This window comes from Arthrobacter sp. UYCu512 (assembly GCF_040547075.1).
Classification (GTDB): Bacteria; Actinomycetota; Actinomycetes; order Actinomycetales; family Micrococcaceae; genus Arthrobacter.
The window spans coordinates 138,992-158,560 of sequence record NZ_JBEPPA010000001.1 but is presented as its reverse complement, the minus strand read 5'-3'; the positions used below and the strand labels follow the sequence as shown (position 1 = coordinate 158,560).

The following is a 19,569-nucleotide window of genomic DNA, read 5'->3' as shown; positions in this document are numbered from 1 at the left end:
TACCCCAGACCTGGGCGGATTATTTGCATCGGGCGGGATCGCCGCCGTCGTGTGCCCTGTTCGTGGGCCGGGGGCACAGGCCGGCGAGGGCCCACACGCTCGATTCCCCGACAGCACTGGAGTAGCGTGGTGGCATGAGCGAGCAAGCAGGATCCAGCACCCCCGGACCGCACCGGCATCACAAGCCGAAGCCCTTCGCCCCCATCGACTTTGAGCCCTTCGCCGGCGGGGCCGACCCTGCCCGCGTCTCCGAGGCCGCCCATCTTGCAGCCCAGGCACTCGTGCGCCGCGGACGCGACAACGAGGACCCGGCAGTGACCAAGCGGCTGGTGAAGCTCGCCGATGAACAAGGCCTCGAAGCCATCGCCGAGATGTGGGCCGAAAGCCCCGCACGCTCGCTCCCGGGCGCCCTCTGGCGCCTATACGCCCTGCGGGCCGCCACGATCCAGGACGCCGAGCGGATCTCCGTGTACTTCAAAGCCGGCAAAGACACCGCCCAGGTCGCCCGCGTGGTGGCCGGCGCCGCGGAGCCGCCAGGAGCCGAGGAAATGAAGTCGATGGCGGACGCCATCCTCTCCGGCGCGTTCGAGGGCGAGTTCGACGTCGCGCTGGAACGTTCTGCCGCATTCTGCCGCGTTGTGGCGCTGGGCCAGGCCACTCTCGCTGACGGTGCTGAGCACACCAACGAGAACCACGCGAGCAAGCTGACGCGCAATTCGCATCTTTTGGTCAAAACGGCCGAGGACCTCGAACACGCCGCCAACGCATGGCGCCTGGGCGAGCTGGACTAGGCCGGGGCGGGGTGCCGGCCGGCACCCGAAAAGCACGCCGCACACCGGCTGTCAATGTTGACTTGTCACCGGCCACGTAGAAAACTAAAGGCGGTGCCGAACCGCGAAACCCCCGGGCTTCAACATCTAGCCGCCTAGAGCGGCCTACCGCCGAGAGGCGTCTCCGGTTCGGCACCATTTTTATGCCCGGTTTGACGCCGCGCTCCGCTTCCGCCCCGGGGCGCTGTCACATTCCGGAGCCCCGCCGGCGCCTATCCGAGGCTGTCCGGGCGGACGGTAATGTATTCCTTATGCGCGGGTCTTCCTCACCTCACACGTCCGGCCCCCTACCCCCGCGCGCCTCCCTCCCGAAGACCGGAATTCACACGTGAAGCTGCGCCTTTTCCCCCAGGAGCCCGCCGGGCTGAACATCCTCGCCCAACTTGCCGGCCAGCTTGTCCTCGCCACGGGCACCCTCTCGGAAATCCTTGGCGCACCTGCGAGTGAAAACGCCAGGCTTCTCGAGGACATGCACAACCACGAAGCAAAGTCCGCGGAACTGCACTTCGCCCTCTTGACGCATATGCGCACTTCGTTCGTGAACCCGCTTCCCCGCGAGGACATGTACGCCCTCTCCCGATTCCTGAATGAGGCGATGGAGAAGCTCGATGCAGCCGCTGACCTCGTGTCCCTGTACCAGCTGGACCGCCTGCCCAAACGCGCCGCGGACCAGCTGGAGATCATTAGCAGGCAGGCCGAGCTCACCGTGGACGCCATGCGGAGGCTGGACAACCTGAACGACCTGGAGGACTACTGGATCGAGGTCCTCCGCCTCGCCAAACGCGCCGAGCGCTCCCACCGGGTCTGGGTCGCGGACATGCTTCACGAAATGAAGCCGGCGCGCTTCGCCCGGAACCGGGATATCGCCGAGCAGCTGGTGGGGGTCAGCAGGGAGATGCGCCGGATCGCGACCCAGGTGGGCAGCATCATCGTCAAGGAATCCTGACGTGACGATGATGCTGTTTGCCCTGGTTGTGGTTTTCGCCGGGGCTTTCGCTTTCCTGAACGGTTTCAGGGACGCCTCAGCGGCGGTAGCGATAGCGGTCCGGACGCGGGCCCTCACGCCAACCGTCGCAGTGCTGCTGGCCGCGTTCTTCAACTTCATCGGCGCCGCCTTGAGCGCAGCCCTGGCCCTTGGGGTCAGCCAGACCTGGGTGCGCCTGCCCCCGGGGGTGAACGGGCTCAGCATCCTGATCGCCTGCCTGGCTAGTGCCGTGCTGTGGGGCATCTACACCTGGTGGCGGGGCGTCCCGTCGTCATCCACCCACGCCCTCGTAGGCGGGCTGGCCGGCGCGGGTGTCGCGAGTGCGGCGCTCGGCGGGAACGACGTCGGCGGCGTAGATTCGTCCCTGCTCCTCCAGGTGGTGCTGCCCCTGCTGCTCTCGCCGGTAATCGCCTTCGCCGGCGCCTATTTGCTGGTCTGGCCGGCGACGTGGGCAGCCCGGTACACACCGCCAAACGTCGTCAACGGCCGGTCGCGACGGGCCCAAAGCATCGCCAGCGGCGCCGTCGCCTTTGCCCACGGCCTGCAGGACGGCCAGCGCACCGGCGCAGTCCTGATCCTTGCGCTGCTGGCGTCCGGGCTAGCCGGCGAAGGCGCTATGCCGGTCTGGGTGGCGCTGTTCCCGGCTGTCCTGCTGACCGCCGGCACCCTGGCAGGCGGCTGGCGGATTTCCTACACCATCGGCTACCGGATGATCCGGATGGATCCGCTGCGCGGTTCGATCGCACAGCTCTTCAGCTCGGCGATCCTGTTGATTGGCGCGATCGGCCTGTACTGGCCGATCTCGACGACCCACACCGTCACCTCCGCCGTTTTAGGCTCCGGCACCAACCAGGCGTTCCGGGCCACCGACCGAAAGGTGGTGATCCGGATCCTGATGTTTTGGGTGCTGACTCCGGTGGCCACCGCGGCGACGGCATTTGTGCTCGCCTTGTCCCTCTCGCCGCTGGGCAATCCCTAACGACGCCGTAAGCGCTCCGCGCGGAGCGCTTACCCGAAGCGGCCGGAAACGTAGTCCTCGGTGGCTTTCTCGGTGGGGTTGCTGAACATGGTGTGGGTGTCGCCGTATTCGATCAGCTTGCCTGGCTTGCCGGTGCCTGCGATGTTGAAGAACGCCGTCCTGTCAGACACCCGCGCGGCCTGCTGCATATTGTGGGTCACGATCACCACGGTGTACTGGTCCTTGAGTTCGTTGATCAGGTCCTCGATGGCAAGGGTGGAGATCGGGTCCAGCGCGGAGCAGGGCTCATCCATCAAGATGACCTGCGGCTCAACGGCAATCGCGCGCGCGATGCAGAGCCGCTGCTGCTGGCCGCCGGAGAGGCCCGAGCCGGGCTTACCCAGCCGGTCCTTGACCTCGTTCCACAGATTGGCACCCTGCAGGGAGCGTTCCACCAGGGCGTCGGCTTCGCCCTTGGAGATCTTTTTGCTGTTCAGCTTGACGCCGGCGAGCACGTTGTCGCGGATGGACATGGTGGGGAACGGGTTGGGCCGCTGGAACACCATCCCGATCTGCGCGCGGACGGTCACCGGGTCAACCCCGGGCGCGTACAGGTTGTCACCGTCGAGCAGCACCTCGCCCTCAACGCGGGCTCCGGGGATCACCTCGTGCATCCGGTTCAGGGTGCGCAGGAAAGTGGATTTGCCGCAGCCGGACGGTCCGATGAAAGCCGTCACGGATTTGGGTTCGATGTTGATGCTAACGTCTGCGACGGCCAGGAATTTGCTGTAGTAGACGTTCAGGTCCTTGACGTCGATGCGCTTAGACATGATGTTCCTTCACTTGCTGGAGGTACGGGAAGAAGAATGGGGCCGCCATAGCAGCCTAGCGTCCGGCTTTGGGTGCGAAGATACGGGCAACCAGGCGGGCTCCGAGGTTCAGCAGCATCACCAGGATGATGAGGACCAGGGCGGCGCCCCAGGCGCGCTGTGAGGACGGATCCGGGTTCGACGGCGAGGTCGGGTTCAGGATCTGGGTGTAGATGAAGGTTGGCAGCGAGGCCATCCAGCCGCCGAACACGTTGCTGTTGATGCCGGTCGCGAATCCGGCGGTGACCAGGATCGGTGCGGTTTCGCCAATCACCCGGGCGATGGCGAGGGTGACGCCGGAGGCGATGCCGGAGATCGCCGTCGGGATAACGACCTTCAGGATGGTCCGCCACTTGCGGACCCCGAGGGCGTAGGCCGCCTCCCGAAGCTCGTTGGGGACGATCTTGAGCATCTCTTCACTGGAGCGGACCACCACGGGGATCATCAGGACGGAGAGCGCGACGGCGGCGACGGCACCGGTCTTGGTGCCGGGGCCCATCACCGCGAAGAAGAACGCCGCCGCGAAGAGGCCCGCAACAATGGACGGAATGCCGGTCATAACGTCAACAAAAAAAGTGATGGCTTTCGCCACGGTCCGGTCGTTGCCGTATTCCACCAGGTAGACCGAGGCCAGGAGGCCCACCGGCACCGAGATGACCGTCGCCAGCAGGGTGATCTGGATGGTGCCGAGCAGCGCGTGGTAGATGCCGCCAACAACCGGTCCGCCTTCCTCGACGGTCTTGTTGTCGAAGGCGCCCGTTACGCCGTTCATCGACGTCGTCAGGAACCCCGGGTCCAGCAGGCCCGGCAGCCCGTTAACAAGAACCGTCCAGATCACGGAGATCAGCGGGAGCAGGGCGATCAGGAACGAGCCCACCACCAGGCAGGTCGCCAGTTTGTCCTTGGCTTTACGGGATCCCTCGACGGCGGCGCTCCATCCGACAAGACCGGCAGCGAAGAGGATGGCCGAGACGAGTCCCCACCCGAAGGCGTTGAATCCGATCAGGGCCATCACGGCAGCGGCGAGAACCAGGGCGATGCCAAGCACCAGGTACGGCGCCCATTTTGGCAGTTGGCCCTTGGTGAGGGCCGAACGCTTTTTGACGGGGGTCAGGGTGGCGGTCATTTAGTTGGCTCCCGAGAATTCTTTGTGCCGGATGATGACCCAGCGGGCGATCATGTTCACGCCGAGGGTGATAACGAAGAGAACCAAGCCTGCCGCGATGAGCGTGCTGACCTTCAATCCGCTGGCTTCCGGGAAGTTCAGCGCGATTTCAGCAGCGATGGTCTGGTTTCCGGAGGTGATCAGGCTGGCGGTCAGGGCGCCGGAGGACAGGACGAGGGCCACCGCCATCGTTTCGCCCAAGGCGCGGCCGAGACCGAGCATAATCGCGCTGATGATGCCAGGGCGGGCAAAGGGCAGTACCGTCATCTTGATCATTTCCCACCGGGTGGCGCCGAGCGCCAGCGCCGCCTCCTCGTGCAGCTTGGGGGTCTGCAGGAAGATTTCGCGGGTCAGGGACGCAATGATCGGCAGCACCATAACCGCCAGGACGATTCCGGCCGTCAGGATGGTCTTTCCGGTTGCCGACGCCGGGCCTTCGAAGATGGGCAGCCAGCCTGCGTTCTTGGCCAGCCACTGGTACACCGGCGTCATGGTGCCGGACAGGAACGCCGCACCCCAGGCGCCGTAGACCACCGAAGGGATGGCGGCCAACAGGTCGATGAGGTAACCGAGCGGGGCGGCGAAGCGCCGCGGCGCGAAATGCGAGATGAAGAGAGCGACGCCGATGGCTACCGGGGTGGCGATCACCAGGGCAATAGCGGCTGCGATCAGCGTGCCGATCACGATCGGCCAGATGTACGGGAAGAAGCCTTCGCCGCCCTGGATCTTGTCCGGGGAGGCCACGAGGGCAGGGATAGCCTGGATAACGAGGAAAAGCGCTACCCCGAAGAGCACGGCCAGGATCAGGCACCCGGCGGCCAAAGTGGCTGCGGAAAAGACCTTGTCGCCGGCGCGGCCTGCGCCCCGGGACGTGGTCAGGGAGGTGGTGGTCACTTCACGATCCTTCAGATCTGTGTGTACGTCGGATAAACACATTGGTTCCCTGCCCTGTTACGGCCGTCGATGACAGCCGTAACAGGGCAGGGAACCATTATCAGGCTGGTGTTTCCACTATGCCTGCCAGCGCAGAAGATCCCTAGGACTTGACCTTGATGGCCTCAATGGACTTGAGGGCCTTGTCCTGGAGCGTCTTGGACAGCGGGGCGGACTTTGCGGACTCGGCGGCGGCCTTCTGGCCGGCGTCGGAGACTACGTACTTCTCGAAGGCCTTGACCAGGTCCACGGTTTCCTGCTTTTCGTAGCTGGTGCAGACAACGTGGAAGGACACGAGCACGATCGGGTAGGCGCCTTCGATCGTGGTCTTGCGGTCAAGCTTGATGGACAGGTCGCTGGCGTTGCGCCCCGCAACCGGAGTACCGGCGTCGACGGCCTTGGCCGCGGCGTCGGCGGAGATCTTGGTGAACGAACCGCCCACCTTGATCTGCGCGGTGCCGAGCTTGCCGCTTACTGCGGAGTCATCGGCGTAGGTTACGGCGCCGGGGGTGTCCGTGACGGTCTTCACGACGCCTGAGGTGCCCTTGGCGTTTTCGCCCTGCAGGGCGGCCGGCCAGATTCCGGCAGCCTTGTCGGTCCAGGCCTCGGGAGCGGCCGCGGCCAGGTAATCCGTGAAGTTGGACGTGGTGCCGGAGTCATCCGAGCGGTGCACCGGGGTGACCTTGAGGTCAGGGAGCGTCGCGTCCGGGTTCAGTGCGGCGATGGCCGGGTCGTTCCACTTGGCCACTTCACCGCGGAAGATCTTGGCGACAGTCGGGGCGTCCAGCTTCAGTTCCTTGACCTCGGGGAGGTTGTAGGCGACCGCGATGGGGGAAATGTAAACGGGGATGTTCAGCGCACCCTCGGGACCGCACTGGGTCTTGGACGAGGCAAGCTCATCGTCCTTGAGGTAGGCGTCGGAGCCGGCGAACTGCGCGGAGCCGTCCAGGATGGCCTTGCGGCCGGCACCGGAACCGTCCGGGGAGTACTGCACCGTGGCGCCCTGGTTTGCCGAGGCAAAACTGGTTTTCCACACATCCATGGCAGCGCCCTGCGCGGAGGAACCGATACCCGTCAGGGTGCCCGTAACCTTGGGGCCCGAAGCGGACGGAGCGGCGGACTGGGCGGTGCCGGTTGCGTTGTCCGAACCACATGCGGTCAGCGCGAGAGCGCCAACGGCGATGACAGCGATAGCCGCGTTGCGGCCGAAACGGAGTGCCTTCACTGAGATGTACCCCTTCCAGGGATTCTTCTGTGCGTGCCGGGCGGGAGAAGCCCGGTCAAAGATGCGTACGGTTTGTACCTTTATCGAAGGTAGGCGCCCCAAGTGAAGAGAATTGCCGCCCAAGGTGAACGCAAGGTTAACGACGCCGGGACATTGGCTTACATCCGCCGGGGCCCATTGCGCTGGCGTCGTCGCAGTCGTAGGGGCCGGCCCCGACGGACCGGACGCTCAACGGCCCTCTAGACTGGAGCGCATGGCCCCCGCTATTGGACTTTCCGCAAGCTCCCGGTTCCTGCGCGGCAGGGTCCGCACCGGCCTGGTCCGCAGCCGGAACTCCCTGGTGCCGGCCATTCAGATGACGGGCTGCGCCGTCGGCGCCTACGCCTTCGCCGAATACGTATTGGGCCACAGCGGCCCGCTCTTCGCTGCGACGTCATCCCTGATCTCGCTGGGCTTTTCCCGCGACCCCCGGCTGCGGCGCGTGATCGAGGTCGGCCTCGGCTGCACCATCGGCATCGTCGTCGGCGACCTGCTGCTGCACTGGCTGGGCGCCGGGATCTGGCAGGCCGCCGTTGTGCTGCTGTTCTCGATCCTGCTGGCAAGGTTCCTGGACAGCGGCACCATTTTCACCACCCAGCTGGGGCTGCAGTCCCTGCTGGTGGTCCTTTTGCCGGCGCCCGACGGAGGACCGTTTACCCGCAGCCTCGACGCCGTTGTTGGAGGGGTGTTTGCCCTCCTGGTGACCATCCTGATCCCGAAGGACCCGCGCCGGGAACCCCGCAACGACGTCAGGAAACTCCTGCACGAACTCGCCGAGGTGCTGCGCGAATGCGGCTCTGCGCTGAGTTCCAGCGACGCGACCCAGGCATGGCATGCGCTGATCCGGGGCCGGAACTGCCAGCCGCTCGTCGATGCCATGCGGCAGACCCTGCGGTCCTCCGGCGAGGTGGCGACCCTGTCGCCGGCCTACCGCAGGCACCGGGACGAGCTGGACCAGATGGAACAGTCGCTCGACTACATCGACCTGGCACTGCGCAACAGCCGCGTCTTTGCCCGCCGCCTGACCAGCGCCATCAATCATGCGGCCCTGTCCGACGAGGCGACGCAGAACATCGCCGAGGTCCTGCATGACACGGCCGATGCCGTCGACGAACTCTCCCTGGGCCTGGCCGAAGTGCACGACGGCGTCCGCCGCGCCCACTTGCGGACGGCCCGGACGGAATTACGGGAAATTGCCGGGCGCCTGCACCCGCGGCTGCTGGATGTGCAGCGGCTGGAAGGCGAAACGGTGGTGATGCTGTTCCGTCCGCTGATGGTGGACCTGCTTGAGGCGGCCGGGGTCGACTCCGGGGAAGCCCGGGACATCCTTCCGCCGCTGTAGTCGCCGCGGTATTGGCCGCTGTAGTCGCCGCGGCGCGGAAGCGTGCTTGTCACAGGGCGCCGATAAGGTGGAGCAATGGCTACCAAGACTTCCCGCGCCACCAAGGCGCCGGGCTACAAATGCGCGGAATGCGGCTGGACCACCGCTAAGTGGGTGGGCCGCTGCGGCGAGTGCCAGGCCTGGGGCACCGTTGAGGAAACCGGCGGCGCCGTGGCGCGCACAACGGCGGCCACCAGCGTGCTGGAACCGGCCCGCCGGATCTCCGAAGTGGATGCCACCACCGCTGCCTTCCTGCCCACCGGGGTGGATGAACTGGACCGTGTGCTCGGCGGCGGGCTGGTCCCTGGCGCCGTGATCCTGCTGGCGGGCGAACCCGGCGTCGGCAAGTCAACCCTGCTGCTGGACGTTGCCGCCAAGTTTGCCCGCACCGCACAGGATGTCCTCTACATCACGGGCGAGGAATCCGCAGCGCAGGTCAAGCTGCGCGCGGACCGCATCGACGCCGTCGCCGAATCCCTGTATCTCTCCGCCGAAACGGACCTCGGCCAAGCCCTGGGGCAGGTCGAGAAGTTGGAGCCGCGGCTGCTGATCGTGGACTCCGTGCAGACACTCAGCAGCGCCGATGTCGAAGGCAGCGCCGGCGGTGTCTCGCAGGTCCGGGAGGTCGCAGCCTCCCTGATCGCCGCCGCCAAACGCCGCAACATGACCACCCTGTTGGTCGGCCATGTGACCAAGGACGGCTCGATCGCCGGACCCCGGCTGCTCGAGCACCTGGTCGACGTGGTGTGCCAGTTTGAAGGCGAACGACACTCCCGGCTGCGGCTTCTGCGGGCCGTCAAGAACCGGTACGGGCCCACGGACGACGTCGGCTGCTTCGACCTGAACGAAGACGGGATCGAAGGCCTGGCCGACCCGAGCGGGCTCTTCGTCTCGCGGACCAAGGAGCCGGTCTCGGGCACCTGCATCACCGTGACCCTGGAAGGGCGCCGGCCCCTGCTCGCGGAGGTGCAGTCCCTGCTGGCAGAAAGCTCCAGTGCCCAACCCCGCCGGGCCACTAGCGGACTCGACAGTTCCCGGGTGGCCATGCTGCTGGCCGTACTCCAGCAGCGGGCCGGCTGCCTGCTGAACAAGGACGATTCCTACGTGGCGACAGTTGGCGGCGTGAAGCTCAGTGAACCCGCCACCGACCTCGCCGTCGCGCTGGCCGTGGCCTCGGCGAAAGCCAAAAAACCCCTGCCGCAGCGGCTCATCGCCTTTGGTGAAGTGGGACTGGCCGGCGAGGTCCGCGCCGTCCCCGGGATCAACCAGCGGATCCAGGAAGCCCACCGGCTGGGCTTTACCCATGCCGTGGTGCCGGCCAGCCCCAATGGCCCCGGACCGGTGCCCGCGGGCTTCTCGGTGCGGGAAGTCGGGCACCTGACCGAGGCGCTGAGCCTGCTGATCAGCTGAGTCGTTCCCGCTGAGTCGCCGCTGGATCTCCGCAGGCGCATATCCCGCCTGCAGCACACCCTGACGAAGTAACCGGGCAGCAACGCAGCAAGACCCTCAGGAAGCGACTTTGGACCCTAGCCGCCGCCCGGTATCCGGCCGACGATGGGGACAGGACAGGACAGGACAGGACAGGACAGGACAGGACAGGACAGGACAGCGGCGCGGGGCGAGCGGCGAGCGGCGAGCGGCGAGGGGCGAGAGGAAGCGGCCATGATGGGAAACTACGGAAACGGCATCGGCTGGATGTGGCTCTGGGGCGCGCTGTTGCTGGTCGGGATCGCAGCGCTGGTGCTGCTCGCGGTCCGCACGTTCAGCGGCGGAGCCGGCCGCCGCGGGCCGGCTCAACCCGGCCACTACGGCACCCCAAGCTATGGCCAGCCGGGTACTCCCCCGGCCGGCCCCGGCTTCCCCGGCACGCCGGGCACACCGGGCGGAAAGAGCCAGGCACGGCTGATCCTGGACGAACGTTTTGCCAAGGGCGAGCTCACCACGGAACAGTACCGCGAGAACGTGAAAGTCCTCGGCGAGGAATCCTAGTGCGGCCAATCAGCCGTCGCAGCACCCTGCTCCTGGGCGGCCTCGGCACGGCGGCCACTGTGGCAGGCGGAGCCGGGCTGTGGTGGTCCCTGGCTTCCGCCGAGCCACCGAACGGTGGAATGGCCGACGCGGAGGGCCCCGGACTGCGCATCCCCCCGGAACTTCGCAGCACGGCCGGCAAGCTGCAACTCACCCTTGAAGCCGCGCACGGCCAAGTCGAGCTTGGCGGCCGCCCTGCCAGCGCGCTGTGCTACAACGGCACTTCTCCAGGCCCCACCCTGCGGCTGCGCCCCGGAGACGAGCTCACCATCCGGCTGGTGAATGGCCTGGACGAAGCAACCAACCTGCACGTCCATGGCCTGCACGTGTCCCCGCAAGCCAATGGCGACAACGTGTTTCTCGCCGTCAGGCCCGGGGAGGCGTTCGACTACAGCTACCGGCTGCCTCCGGACCATCCGCCGGGCGTGTACTGGTACCACCCGCATCACCATGGCACGGTGGCCGGGCAGATCTTCGCCGGTCTTTTCGGTGCGATTATCGTCGAGGACTCCGAGACCATCCCGGTGAGCGCGGACCGGGTGCTGCTGGTCTCGGACACCACCCTGGACAGCGCCGGCAGCGTCGCCGCTGTGTCGCAGCCGGAGCGGATGGCGGGCCGGGAAGGCGAATTACTCCTGCTCAACGGTCAACGCAACCCGCTGCTCACCGCCCGCCCGGGCGAACGGGAACGCTGGCGGATTATCAACGCCTGCGCCGCCCGCTTCCTGCGGCTCCGGCTGGACGGCCAGCGGCTGGACCTGATTGGCATGGATTCGGGACGGTCCCCCGTGCCCGGCAGAGTTGAGGAACTCCTGCTGGCGCCGGGAAACCGGGCGGACCTGCTGGTGACGGCAACTGCCGGCGACACCGTTTTACAGGCGCTTCCCTACAACCGTGGCAGTATGCCTGGCATGATGCGGCAGGGGCCGCTTACCGGCCGCGGGCCGGCGGCGCTGGCCGTCTTTCGGGTCAGCGGCGAATCCGCGGACGCGCCCGCTGCGGTCCCGCCCCGGCCGGCGCCGGAGGACCTCCGAACGGCCACCGTCACCGCGCGCCGGCAGCTGCTCCTGGCCATGGGCATGGGCATGGGACAAGGAAGGCCGTCCGGCATGATGGGGTTCAGCATCAACGGCCGCGAATTCAGCGGCTCCCGTACCGATACGGTAGTGCCGGCCGGAAGCGTGGAGGAATGGACGCTGGTCAACACCAGCCCCATGGACCACCCTTTCCACCTCCATGTGTGGCCGATGCAGCTCATCGAGGACAACGGCCAGGCAGTCGAGGGCGTTATCATGCGGGACGTGGTGAATGTGCGGGCGAACGGGCGGGCCACGGTCCGGATCGCGTTCCGTGACTTTAGCGGCCGCTCTGTCTACCACTGCCACATCCTGGACCATGAGGACCTGGGAATGATGGGAGTAATTGAGGTCAGCTGACCGGAAAAGAGGCCACATGCCCGAGACGAGCCCACCCAGCCGATCGTTCGGACGATCTTTCGCCCGCGTCGGTCCGCGGATGGACGCCCGCGGCGCAGCGGACCACCGGCGGCGCCTCGTGGCAGCGGCACGCGGCGTCGTCATCGAAATCGGGGCCGGCTACGGTGCCACCTTCGAGTTCTATCCCTCCGCTGTGAGAACCGTGCTGGCCCTCGAACCGGACCCCACCCTCCGGGAGCTGGCCCGGAACGCCGCCCGCAACGCATCCGTGCCGGTCATGGTGCAGGACGGCGTGGCGGAGTCGCTGCCCGCGGCGGATGCCTCCGTCGACGTTGTGGTCTCCAGCCTGGTGCTGTGCAGCGTCGCGGACCAGTCCGTTGCCCTGGCGGAGGTGGTTCGGGTCCTGCGGCCGGGCGGGCTGCTGCTGTTCTACGAGCACGTCCGCTCGGCGCACCGGGTGCTTGCTGCCGCTGAGGACCTGATTACGCCGTTGTGGAGCCGTTTGGCGGGCGGCTGCCACCCGAACCGGGACACCGTTGGCGGCATCGCCCGGGCGGGGTTTACAGTCCAGGGGCTTGAGCGCTTCGGTTTCTCGGTCCTGCCGGGCAACCCGCCGCTGGCGCACGTGCTTGGGGTGGCGGCCAGAGACTGACACCCGGACCGTCGCGACGTTCCCGCCCGGCTGCGGACACCCGCGGGCCTGGCGCTGGCCGGAATCCGCGCACTTCCCGGCCCCGCCGGGCCGTCCGGGCAGGCCACTGGGACGGAGCACCGGCCACAACACGCAGCAGGGGCGCCCACCGGTACGGCGGGCCCCCCTGCTTCAGTCGGATCGGTTGAGCTAGGCCTTCTTGGGCGGCAAAGCGAGCTTAAAGACCTTGGCCCAGGTGGAGCCGACCTGCTTCCAGATCGGGCCGGTGGTGTACGGCAGGCCGTAGCGCCTGCAGATCTCCTGCACCTTCGGGGCCACCTCCGCGTAGCGGTTGGACGGGATGTCCGGGAAAAGGTGGTGCTCAATCTGGTGCGAGAGGTTGCCGGTCATCAGGTGCATAAACTTGGAGCCGGAGATGTTGGCGGAGCCGATCATCTGCCGCACGTACCAGTCGCCGCGGGTCTCACCTTCGACCATTTCTTCGGTGAAGGTGTCGGTCCCGTCGGGGAAGTGCCCGCAGAAAATAACCGCGTGGGCCCAGACGTTTCGAACTGCGTTCGCGGTCAGGGTGCCGTAGAGCGCCTGCTTGCCGGAGCCGGTCAGCATGGCGACGGCGGGCGTGGCCGCGTAGTCCTTGGTGAACTGCTTGAGGGCCTTGCGGCCCAGCGCCTTGAGGTCCTTGGTGAGGGCTTCCTTGGACTTTTTGCCCTCTTTGTAATCCTGCAGCTCAAGATCGTAGATCGCGATGCCCCACTCGAAGACCGGTGCCAGCAGTGCGTTGTACACCGGGTTGCCGAGGTTGAACGGCTTCCATTCCTGCTGGGCGTCCATACGCAGCAGGTTGTATCCGACGTCGTTGTCCTTGCCGATGACGTTGGTCCAGCGGTGGTGCAGGTCGTTGTGGGTGTGCTGCCAGGCGCGCGCCGGGGTAACGAAGTCCCACTCCCAGGTGGTGGAGTGGATGTCCGGGTCCCGCATCCAGTCCCACTGGCCGTGCAGGATGTTGTGCCCCAGCTCCATGTTTTCCAGGACCTTGGCGAAGCTCAGCAGCGTGGTTCCGGTGACCCAGGCTGCCTTGTTCTTGCTCACCAGCAGGGCGGCCCGGCCGGAGATCTCCAGTCCGCGCTGGATCTTGATCATACGGCGGATGTAGGCGGCATCGGACGCCCCGCGCTTGGCAAGGATGTCGTCCTTGATCGCGTCGAGTTCACGGCCGAGCTCCGCGACCTGCTCATCGGAGAGGTGCGCGGCGGCCGGCGGCCGAACGGTCGGGCTGCCGGACTCGGCGAGGGCACCGGGCCGCGTCTTCACGGAAGCGGGCGCCTTGGCAGAGTCATTGGCGCCCTGGGGAGCGTCCTCGGACAGGTCCTGCTTGTCAGAAACAATCGTCATGCTGTGGTACTCCTCAGAGGTCGAGGTTAACGGGTCCGGCGGCTGCCGAAACACACGTCTGGATTAGTTGGCCGGGCTCGCCATGGACTTCATCCGTGCGCAGGTCACGGACCTGGCCGGCCCGGAGCGGGATGAGGCAGCTGTGGCAGATGCCCATCCGGCACCCGCTGGGCATTAGGACGCCGGCATCCTCGCCGACGTCGAGCAGCGGAGTGTCGCCGCCGGCTTCGACTTCGCGGTCCGACGCCTCGAAGGTGACCAATCCGCCGTCGTGCCCTGAACCGCCGGCCAGCTTGGTGCTGAAGCGTTCGATCGTGAGGCTGGCTTCCGGCTGTGCCACCGCGGTGGCGGCCTCAGCTTCCCAGAGCGCCTCGGCGTCGTCCAGGAAGCTTTCGGGGCCGCAGGCGTAAGCGGCGCGCTGGCGCCAGTCCGGGCAAAGTCCGTCCAGCTCGGCCGTCGACGTGAAATCCAGCCGTCCACGTTCGCCGGTGAACCAGTTGGTGACCTGGAAATTGGGGAACTGGTCCGCGAGTTCGGCCAATTCTTCGCGGAAGATGGCATCCGCCGGGGTCCGGGCCGTGTGAATGAGGACAACGTCGGAGTCGGGCCGGTGCGGCACGAGGGTGCGGATCATCGACATAACGGGGGTGATTCCGCTCCCGGCAGTAAGCATCAGCAGTGGCCTCGGGTGCTCCGGTAACACGAAGTCACCCTGCGGCGGCGCCAGGAAGAGAACGTCGCCGGGCTTGGTGTGGCGCACCAAAGTGCCGGAGACGGCACCCATGTCACTGACGGTGATGGCCGGGTCCTTGCCGGCGGGGGCGCTGAGCGAATACGAGCGCCAGTGGCGGACGCCGTCAAGCTCGACGCCAATGCGGGCCCACTGGCCGGCGAGGTGTGCTTGCCAGCCGCGGCCGGGACGGAAGAAAATTGTGGCGGAATCGGCCGTTTCTGGAACCACCCGAGTGACCACACCGCGCAGTTGGCGGGCGGAAAACACAGGATTGAACAGCGACAGAATGTCTTCTGGAGCTAGGGGGGTGGTCAGTAGAGATGCGGCGCGCGCCAGCTTACGGAGCCGGATCATGTATCAAGCTTATGTCAGTGGCGGTCATACTTCTTCACCCTAGGCATACGATCGAAGTAGATAAACTGTCTCCCCGCAACAACATATTGGAACCAGGCCCATGAATACAGCCCCGTCGGGCACTCCCGCTTCCGCTGCCGATCCGCCGTGGCTGGCCTTGCCGCGTGAGGTCAGTGACGTGCTCCGGCCGATGATGCCGGGAATTGTCGAGGCCATCATCGACGCCGTGCCGCAGCTTGTTCCGGCCTACGCCAGGCCGATTGAAGGCCGCTTCGGCCGCGGGCTGCGCCGGGGGGTGGCCGCGGCACTGGAGCGCTTCCTGCAGTTGCCGGCAACCCGGCTGCCTGCCCTTTCGGAGGAGAGCAGGCAACTCGTGGCAGGGCTGGGGAGCGGGGAGTTCCGGCAGGGACGGAGCATGGACGCGCTGCTGAGCGCCTACCGGATGGGGGCCCGGGTCACCTTCCGCGAGATGTCCAGGGTTTCGGTGGAACACCACCTTGGCCAGAGCGTGGTGGTGGACCTGGGTGAATCGATCCTGGCCTACATCGACGAACTGTCCGCCGTCAGCGCCGAAGCCTACGCCTTTGAACAATCGGAACGTGCCGGCGCGGTGGACCGCCGGCGCACCGAACTGCTCGACCTGCTCCTGCTGGGACAGGCGGATGAGGCGGCACTGCGCCAGACTGCTGCGATGGCGGACTGGTCGTTGCCGCAGCGGATGGTGGTGGTGACCCTGCCGGTGGACCGGGCCGCGGGGCTGCGGCTGAGGCTGGGCGCCGGAACACTTGTGATCGAACGCGAGACCGACGCCGTTGCCCTGGTTCCGGCCCGGCAGTCACCCTCCGCGCGGGCGGACCTTGAGAAGGCCTTGCGTGGCCGCGGGGCGGCGGTTGGGCCCGCCGGGAGCTGGGAGAAAGTCCCCGATTCGCTGCGTCTGGCAGTGCTCGCTGCCTCGGTCCTGCAGCCCCGGGACGGCCCGGAGGACCCGCCCATCTGGGCGGACGAGCATTTGGCCGAGGTGATCCTCGGGGCGGAGCCCTCAGCAATCGCAGAACTGGCCAACCGCAGGCTGGCGCCGCTGGAGGGGCTGCGCCCGGCGCAGCGGGAGCGGCTCGCGGAGACGCTGCTGTCCTGGCTGCGGCACTGGGGCCAGCGTGGTCCGGTGGCCGCAGAGCTCGGCATCCACCCGCAGACGGTGGGGTACCGGGCGGCGCAGCTGCGCGAGTTGTTCGGCGACGCCTTGGAGGACCCCGAGGCGCGGTTTGAGCTGGAACTGGCGCTCCGTGCCGGCTGGCGCTAATACCTGCTAACTGGCGATCGCTTCCCTGCTCTGCAACCGCATCTCCAGGTCATTCATCACGATCGCTGCCAGGTCCTCCAGCGCACGTGTATCGGCGGCGCTGAACACCCGGGGTTCCCGGTCCAAGATGCAGAAGGTGCCCAGGTTGTAGCCGTCGGGGGTGCGCAGCGGGACTCCGGCGTAGAACTGCAGGCCGAACTCGCCCGCCACCAGGGGGTTGGCGAGGCTGCGGGGATCCCGGGTGGCGTCCTCCACGATCCAGGTTTCGTCCTGCAGGATCGCGGAGGCGCACAGCCCCGGGTCGCGGCCAATCTGCGTAACGTCAGTGCCGTGATGGGCCTTGAACCAGATCCGGTCGTGGTCCACCACGCTCACGATCGCCACGGGCACGGCGAACATCCGTGCCGCGAGGCGTGCGATCCGGTCGAAGGCACCGTCGGACGGCGTGTCGAGGATCCGGTAGCGCTCCACCGCGCGCATCCTGGCTTCCTCGCCGGTCCCGCCGGGGGCTGCCTCCAGGCGGTGGCGGGCCGCGCCGTTGATGACTTCCTGGCGCAGCGCGAGGGAAACCTCCCGGGCCGGCGGCCGATCCGCCGGGTCCCGGGCAAGCATGGAGGACAGCAGCGACGTCCAGATGGGGGCAAGTTCTTCGGGGATGTCCGGGTCGTGGAGCAGCCGCGCGACGGCGGACTGGATGGGGGCACCGGGGTACGCCATCTTTCCGGTTAACCCTTCGAGCAGCACCAGTCCGAGGGAATATACATCGCTGAGCGGCCCGGCCGGTTCACCGGCAGCCTGCTCCGGGCTCAGGTAAGCGGGCGTCCCGGAGGTTCCGGAGTCGTCGCCCACGGGTCCGCTGCCCGTCATCACGGCAACACCGAAGTCGCTGAGCTTGGCCCGGGGGCGCCTGTCGTCGTTGCTGTAATCGACCAGCAGGATATTGGCCGGCTTTACATCGCGGTGCACAATCCCGTGATGATGAATGTAGGAGAGTCCGTCCGCCAGGTCGTGGCCGATCAGGGCCATGTGTGCAGCGGAGAGCGGCCCCTGGGCGGCACGGTGGCGCAGGTCCGGTCCGCGGACCAGTTCCATCACGAGGTAGGTGAGGCGCGCCTCCGTGTCGCTGAGGTCCGCGCCGGCGTCGAACAGCGTCACCAGGGCGTGGTGGCCCATCCCCGCGAGGATGCGGACCTCCTGCCCCTGCCGGCGGGTATGTTCAAGATCATCCGCGTCGTCCCGGAAGAGTTTGACTGCCACTTCCCGCTGCAGGAGTTCGTCATGGGCTCGGTACACGGTGGACTGGCTTCCCGTGCCGATGAGGGCTTGGATCCGGTAGCGGCCGCTCAGCAGGAAGCCTGGTTCCATGCCGAGTTTTCTGTTGTAGTCAGTCAAAGAGTGTTCGTTGTCCCTTAAAGTGCGGGGCCCGCCGACGAAATCGCGCGGATCAGTCCAAAAAGCCGAAAGGTGGGGCGCCCGCATCATTAGCAAGGTTACTTATGATACCGCGGAAAGGTGATTCAGGAAGACCTGCGGCGGATCATCCTGCCACGCACGCACGCGGTGCCGGCAGCTACTTGGCGGGGTTGTGCGTGCCGATCGGCAGCAGTGTCAGGTCCGGGTGGTTCTTTTCGATCCGGCGCAGGGCCCAGACGTCGTTGAACAAGGCCAGGTATTCGCCATCGGAGCGCAGCAGCACCTCGGCCCCGGGGACGTTGGCCAGCGCCGGCATGGCGTCCGCCGTCGAAATCCGGGCGATCGAGTACGGCAGCCGTTCCAGCCGCATCGGCGCACTGAAATCGTGCGCCATCCGGTCTTCAACTACCTCGAACTGCATGGGCCCGACGGCGGCCAGCACCGGCGCCTGGTCGCCGCGGACGTCCGAACGGAGCACCTGGATAACGCCCTCGTGTTCAAGCTGTTCGATGCCGCGGCGGAACTGCTTGAAACGGCTGGGGTCCTTGGACCGCGCCACCTGAAAATGCTCCGGGGCGAACAGCGGGATCGCGGGGAACTCCACCGGCTTCTCGACAAACAGGCTGTCCCCGACCCGCAACGAGGAGGCGTTCACCAGGCCCACAACATCACCGGGGAACGCCTCGTCGATCACCTCGCGCTCCCGGCCGAAGACTTGCTGGGCGTACTTGGTGGCGAAGGACTTGCCGGTCCGCCCCTGGGTCACCACCATGCCACGTTCGAAGACGCCGGAGCAGACCCTGATGAAGGCGACGTGGTCCCGGTGCGCCTTGTTCATGCCGGCCTGGACCTTAAAGACGAATCCAGCGAAGGGCGCGTCGACGGCCCGCGGGGCACCGTCAACGTCGGGCCGCGGGGCCGCGGGCGGGGCGAAGTCCACGAGGGCATCAAGGATCTCCTTGACGCCGAAGTTCAGCGCTGCGGAGCTGAAAAGGATCGGGGTCGCCTCTCCGGCGTGGAAGGCTTCGATGTCGAACTCCAGGTTGGACTCGATCACCAGCCCGGCCTCATCGACGGCGTTGGACCAGTCCTCGCCCTGGCTGGCTGCGGCCGCCTCCGGCGTGAAGTATTCGGTAAGCGCGATGTTGGCGCCGGAATTGTTTCGCTTGAACTGGGCGAAACGGTCATTGCGCAGGTCCCAGACACCGCGGAAGTCACCGGAGATGCCCACGGCCCAGGTCAGCGGCATCGGCTTCAGGCCGGTGCGCTCGGTGATTTCGTCCATTAGCGCCAGCGAGTCCAGGCCGGGGCGGTCCCATTTGTTGATCACCGTGATGATCGGCAGGTTGCGCTGCTTGCAGACCTCGAAGAGCTTCATCGTCTGGGTTTCCAGGCCCTTGGCGGCGTCCACAAGCATCACGGCGCAGTCTACGGCGGCCAGCACCCGGTAGGTGTCCTCGGAGAAGTCGGCGTGGCCGGGGGTGTCCAGCAGATTGATCACGGTGTCCCGGTAGGAGAACTGCAGCGCCGCGGAGCTGATCGAGATACCGCGGTCCTTTTCCATCTGCATCCAGTCCGAGACGGTTTCCTTGCGGTTGGCCTTGCCGCTGGAGGCGCCGGCAGTGCCGATCACCTTTGCGTGCAGCGCGAGCGCCTCGGTCAGCGTGGATTTACCCGCGTCGGGGTGCGAAATGACCGCGAAAGTCCGACGCCGGGCCGCCTGCTTGTGAATCTCCTGGACTCGGGCGGGGCTAAGGACTTCTTGAGACACGATGCTACTTTCGCTGCGGCGTTGGTGGTGGCGCCCCCGGGCCTGCCGGGCCCGGCTGGGCCGGTGGGATCGCGGGTGATTCTGTTGGGATTTCGGCGTGGTGCG

Annotated in this window: 17 protein-coding genes; 9 read left to right on the top strand and 8 right to left on the bottom strand. The window is 66.8% G+C overall.

Annotated elements, in window-relative coordinates:
* The first annotated feature begins 134 nt into the window (after window positions 1–134).
* The 3 genes from ABIB49_RS00745 (at window position 135) to ABIB49_RS00735 (ending at window position 2,794) form a co-directional block, all read left to right on the top strand.
* Entirely contained in the window at window positions 135–791 is a 657-nt protein-coding gene (locus ABIB49_RS00745) for a hypothetical protein (RefSeq protein ID WP_226773871.1), read from the top strand.
* 367 nt (window positions 792–1,158) lie between these two features.
* Window positions 1,159–1,776 carry a DUF47 domain-containing protein gene (locus ABIB49_RS00740; RefSeq protein ID WP_226773870.1) on the top strand — a complete coding sequence of 206 codons (618 nt, stop codon included), beginning with the start codon at window positions 1,159–1,161 and terminating at the stop codon, window positions 1,774–1,776.
* Window positions 1,777–1,786: 10 nt separating this feature from the next.
* Entirely contained in the window at window positions 1,787–2,794 is a 1,008-nt protein-coding gene (locus ABIB49_RS00735) for an inorganic phosphate transporter (protein WP_256446609.1), read from the top strand.
* Window positions 2,795–2,823: 29 nt separating this feature from the next.
* Here ABIB49_RS00735 and pstB read toward each other — a convergent pair whose 3' ends face one another.
* The 4 genes from pstB to pstS all read right to left on the bottom strand — a co-directional run bounded on the left by pstB (window position 2,824) and on the right by pstS (window position 6,965).
* Entirely contained in the window at window positions 2,824–3,603 is a 780-nt protein-coding gene (pstB, locus tag ABIB49_RS00730; RefSeq protein WP_226773868.1) for a phosphate ABC transporter ATP-binding protein PstB, read from the bottom strand.
* Window positions 3,604–3,658: 55 nt separating this feature from the next.
* Window positions 3,659–4,768 (bottom strand): phosphate ABC transporter permease PstA, encoded by a 1,110-nt coding sequence (gene pstA / locus ABIB49_RS00725; protein ID WP_226773867.1) that lies wholly within the window; start codon window positions 4,766–4,768, stop codon window positions 3,659–3,661.
* Window positions 4,769–5,701: a phosphate ABC transporter permease subunit PstC gene (gene pstC / locus ABIB49_RS00720; RefSeq protein ID WP_226773866.1), complete on the bottom strand. Its 933-nt coding sequence runs from the start codon at window positions 5,699–5,701 to the stop codon at window positions 4,769–4,771.
* A gap of 142 nt (window positions 5,702–5,843) precedes the next feature.
* A complete protein-coding gene (pstS, locus tag ABIB49_RS00715) occupies window positions 5,844–6,965 on the bottom strand; it encodes a phosphate ABC transporter substrate-binding protein PstS (protein WP_226773865.1) in 1,122 nt (373 codons plus the stop codon).
* A gap of 253 nt (window positions 6,966–7,218) precedes the next feature.
* On the opposite strand from pstS, the gene ABIB49_RS00710 reads away from it, so the two are divergent.
* The 5 genes from ABIB49_RS00710 to ABIB49_RS00690 all read left to right on the top strand — a co-directional run bounded on the left by ABIB49_RS00710 (window position 7,219) and on the right by ABIB49_RS00690 (window position 12,501).
* Window positions 7,219–8,346, top strand: coding sequence for an FUSC family protein (locus ABIB49_RS00710; protein WP_226773864.1), 1,128 nt, complete (start codon window positions 7,219–7,221; stop codon window positions 8,344–8,346).
* Window positions 8,347–8,421: 75 nt separating this feature from the next.
* The gene (gene radA / locus ABIB49_RS00705; RefSeq protein WP_226773863.1) at window positions 8,422–9,795 is read left to right on the top strand and encodes a DNA repair protein RadA; all 1,374 of its coding nucleotides are present in this window, start codon (window positions 8,422–8,424) and stop codon (window positions 9,793–9,795) included.
* Between the two features lie 252 nt (window positions 9,796–10,047).
* A complete protein-coding gene (locus tag ABIB49_RS00700) occupies window positions 10,048–10,374 on the top strand; it encodes an SHOCT domain-containing protein (RefSeq protein WP_226773862.1) in 327 nt (108 codons plus the stop codon).
* A complete protein-coding gene (locus ABIB49_RS00695) occupies window positions 10,374–11,849 on the top strand; it encodes a multicopper oxidase family protein (RefSeq protein ID WP_354156563.1) in 1,476 nt (491 codons plus the stop codon). The genes ABIB49_RS00700 and ABIB49_RS00695 overlap by 1 nt, the downstream gene beginning before the upstream one ends.
* 16 nt (window positions 11,850–11,865) lie before the next feature.
* Window positions 11,866–12,501, top strand: coding sequence for a class I SAM-dependent methyltransferase (locus ABIB49_RS00690; protein ID WP_282359493.1), 636 nt, complete (start codon window positions 11,866–11,868; stop codon window positions 12,499–12,501).
* A 189-nt stretch (window positions 12,502–12,690) separates the two neighbouring features.
* On the opposite strand, the gene ABIB49_RS00685 is transcribed toward ABIB49_RS00690, so the two are convergent.
* On the bottom strand, window positions 12,691–13,893 hold the full coding sequence (locus ABIB49_RS00685) for a fatty acid desaturase family protein (protein ID WP_226773859.1): 1,203 nt from the start codon (window positions 13,891–13,893) through the stop codon (window positions 12,691–12,693).
* Between the two features lie 13 nt (window positions 13,894–13,906).
* Window positions 13,907–14,980: a ferredoxin reductase gene (locus tag ABIB49_RS00680; RefSeq protein WP_226773858.1), complete on the bottom strand. Its 1,074-nt coding sequence runs from the start codon at window positions 14,978–14,980 to the stop codon at window positions 13,907–13,909.
* 100 nt (window positions 14,981–15,080) lie between these two features.
* On the opposite strand from ABIB49_RS00680, the gene ABIB49_RS00675 reads away from it, so the two are divergent.
* Window positions 15,081–16,280: a PucR family transcriptional regulator gene (locus ABIB49_RS00675; RefSeq protein ID WP_226773857.1), complete on the top strand. Its 1,200-nt coding sequence runs from the start codon at window positions 15,081–15,083 to the stop codon at window positions 16,278–16,280.
* Between the two features lie 6 nt (window positions 16,281–16,286).
* On the opposite strand, the gene ABIB49_RS00670 is transcribed toward ABIB49_RS00675, so the two are convergent.
* Entirely contained in the window at window positions 16,287–17,645 is a 1,359-nt protein-coding gene (locus ABIB49_RS00670; RefSeq protein WP_354156562.1) for a protein kinase domain-containing protein, read from the bottom strand.
* A gap of 205 nt (window positions 17,646–17,850) precedes the next feature.
* Window positions 17,851–19,464 (bottom strand): peptide chain release factor 3, encoded by a 1,614-nt coding sequence (locus ABIB49_RS00665; RefSeq protein ID WP_354156561.1) that lies wholly within the window; start codon window positions 19,462–19,464, stop codon window positions 17,851–17,853.
* Window positions 19,465–19,569: the final 105 nt, after the last annotated feature.